The 2,937-nt window shown below is 73.1% G+C and carries 3 protein-coding genes; 2 read left to right on the forward strand and 1 reads right to left on the reverse strand.

The window, feature by feature from the left end:
- Positions 1-66: 66 nt before the first annotated feature.
- Positions 67-687, reverse strand: coding sequence for a TetR/AcrR family transcriptional regulator (locus ACWENR_RS30270; RefSeq protein ID WP_452280356.1), 621 nt, complete (start codon positions 685-687; stop codon positions 67-69).
- A gap of 97 nt (positions 688-784) precedes the next feature.
- Here ACWENR_RS30270 and ACWENR_RS30275 point away from each other — a divergent pair, with 97 nt between their 5' ends.
- On the forward strand, positions 785-1,264 hold the full coding sequence (locus ACWENR_RS30275) for a MarR family winged helix-turn-helix transcriptional regulator (RefSeq protein ID WP_452280357.1): 480 nt from the start codon (positions 785-787) through the stop codon (positions 1,262-1,264).
- Positions 1,261-2,898, forward strand: a complete 1,638-nt coding sequence (locus ACWENR_RS30280; protein ID WP_452280358.1) for an MFS transporter — start codon at positions 1,261-1,263, stop codon at positions 2,896-2,898. Before ACWENR_RS30275 ends, ACWENR_RS30280 begins: the two co-directional genes overlap by 4 nt.
- Positions 2,899-2,937: the final 39 nt, after the last annotated feature.

Raw genomic sequence — 2,937 nt, forward strand, 5'->3', positions numbered from 1 at the left:
CGGTCGGCGAACCGGAGACCTGACCGTCGCCCGGTGCCGCCGGGCGGCGCGTGCCGGGGCGGTGGCTCAGCCGGCGTGCGGAGGGGGAGTGGCGGCCCGGCCGGTCGGTGCGGACGCCTGCGCGAGGGCGGCCCGGATGACGTCGCGCAGCGGCCCGTCGGGGTGGTCGGTCCAGTGCTGCACGGCGACCCGGAGGCTCGCCAGGAAGGCCGCCGCCAGCACCCGCGAGCGCAGCGCCGGGTCGGGGCCGTCCAGGCGGGGGGCCAGCTCGTCGGCCAGGTCCCGCTCGATGGTGGTGTACGCGGCGATCTGGTGGGCGACGAGCGCCGGGTGGCCCCGAAGTTGGCGGCGGCGGACCAGCCAGGGGGGCGGGGCGTCGCCGTACGCCTCCTCGGCGAGGCGCTCGGCGGCCCGGCCCAGCACGTGCCACGGCGGCGCGTCGGGCGGCTGCCGGCGGACCAGTTCCAGCAGCCGGCGCAGCCGCACGGCGTCGCCGTGGAAGATCGCCTCCTCCTTGCTGGAGAAGTAGTTGGAGAACGTCCTGCGGGAGACGTTGGCGGCGTCGGCGATCGCCTCGACGGTGACCCGGTCGAGCCCGTTCTCGGTGGCCAGGCGCAGGGCGGCCTCGTGCAGGGCGAGGCGGGTGGCCGCCTTCTTCCGCTCCCGTAGCCCGGGGGACTCGTCCATGCCGACAGCCTAGTGGCGACGTGATTCGTTTCTCATCGCGCAAACTTGCTCATTGGGCAAGATCCGCAGATGCTTGTATGCGGCAACCATCTGCGACGTGGGGGGAACGGTGGACGGCAGCGCTCGTCAACTCGGCACCAGGCTGCACGAACTGGTCCGGACCGTACGGCTGATCCGGCGTCGCCGGGCCGACGCCCGGCCCCTCGTGCCGCTCGGCCTGGTCGGCATGCTCATGCAGATCGACCAGCTTCCCCCCGGCTGCCACGCGCGGGAGCTCGCCGCCCGCACCGGCCTGGACCCGTCGACCGTCAGCCGCGCCGTCGGCACGCTCGTCGGGCTCGGCCTGGTGGAGCGGGGCACCGATCCCACCGACATGCGGGCCAGGGTCCTCGCCCTCACCCCGGACGGCCGCACCGCCCTGAGCGAGGCCTTCGACTGGTACGGCGGGGTGCTCGACCGGGCGCTCGCCGACTGGACGCCCGACGAGATCGCGGCGCTGAGCGGGGCGCTCGGCAGGTTCACCCGCGACATCGAGACCGCCCTCGGACACCACGACAACCTGGAGGCCGCGCGATGAGCGCACCCACCACGACGACCGGCGACACGCCGATGACCCATCGGCAGACGCTGGAGGCGCTCAGCGGCCTGCTGCTGGTGCTCTTCGTCGCCATGCTCAGCGGCACCGTCGTCTCGACGGCGCTGCCGAAGATCATCGGCGCCCTCGACGGGTCGCAGACCCAGTACACCTGGGTGGTCACCGCCACCCTGCTCACCGCCACGGCGACCACCCCGATCTGGGGCAAGCTCGCCGACCTGTTCAACAAGAAGCTGCTGGTACAGGTCGCGATCGTCGTCTTCCTGGTGGGCTCGGTGGTCGCCGGCCTCGCCCAGACCGCCGGCCAGCTCATCGCCGCCCGCGCGTTCCAGGGCATCGGCGTCGGTGGCCTCCAGGCGCTCGTCCAGGTCGCCATCGCCGCGATGATCCCGCCGCGCGAGCGCGGCCGCTACAACGGCTACCTCGGCGGCGTCATGGCCGTGGCGACGGTCGGCGGCCCGTTGCTGGGCGGGCTCATCGTCGACACGTCCTGGCTCGGCTGGCGCTGGTGCTTCTTCGTCGGGGTCCCCGTCGCCGTCCTCGCGCTGATCCTCCTCCAGGTCACCCTGCGCCTGCCGACGGTCCGCCGCGACAACGTGAAGATCGACTACCTGGGCGCGACCCTGATCGCCGCCGGCGTCAGCGTGCTGCTCATCTGGATCTCCTTCGTCGACGACTCGTTCGCCTGGATCTCCTGGCAGAGCGCGGCCATGGTGGGCGGCTCGGTCGTCCTGCTGGCCCTGGCCGTCCTGGTGGAGTCGCGGGCCGCCGAGCCGGTGGTCCCGATCGACCTGGTCCGCCAGCGCACCACGGCCCTGGCCATCCTCGGCAGCCTGGCGGTCGGCATGGCCATGTTCGGCGGCGCCGTCTTCCTCGGCCAGTACTTCCAGATCGGCCGGGGCTACAGCCCGACGGAGGCCGGGCTGCTCACCATCCCGATGATGGCCGGCGTCCTCGGCTCCTCGATCGTGGCCGGCCGGATGATCACGAAGTCGGGGAAGATCAAGCCCTACATCCTCGTCGGGGCGGTCGTGCTCGTCGTCGGATTCGCCCTGCTCGGCACCATCGACCACCAGACGTCGCTGGTGCTGGTCGGCGCGGCCATGTTCATCGTCGGCGTCGGGGTCGGCATGACCATGCAGAACCTCGTCCTCGCCGTGCAGAACACCGTCTCCCTCAAGGACATCGGCGCGGCCAGCTCCACCGTCGCGTTCTTCCGCTCCCTCGGCGGCACCATCGGGGTGTCGGTGCTCGGCGCGGTCCTCGCCCGCCGGGTCACCGACCAGATCACCACCGACCTCGCCGCCGCGGGCATCCCCACCTCCGGCGACGCCGGCGGCAGCCTCAACGTCGACGCCATGCCGGCCGTGGTCCAGCAGATCGTCCGGGCCGCGTACGGCGACGCCACCGGCCACATCTTCGTCATCTCGGCGGCCATCGCCGTCGTCGGCATCGTCGCCGCGGCCCTGCTCAAGCCGGTCACCCTCCGCACCAGCCTCGACCTGCCGGACGCCGCCACCTCGGCGGCCGTCGCCGCCGACGCCGTCGACGGCGCTCCCGCCTTCGACCAGGTGGGCGTGGACGCCGTCGCCAAGGAGACGCCGGTCCGTCGCTGAGGCCCGACCCGAGAACGCAGCCGGGGCCGCCACCGTCGC

It is taken from the genome of Micromonospora sp. NPDC004336, assembly GCF_053602615.1.

What these genes read in the sequence shown, in the direction of transcription:
- ACWENR_RS30270 (WP_452280356.1), bottom strand. Translation starts at nt 687, where the DNA reads ATGGACGAGTCCCCCGGGCTACGGGAGCGGAAGAAGGCGGCCACCCGC.
- ACWENR_RS30280 (WP_452280358.1), top strand. Translation starts at nt 1,261, where the DNA reads ATGAGCGCACCCACCACGACGACCGGCGACACGCCGATGACCCATCGG.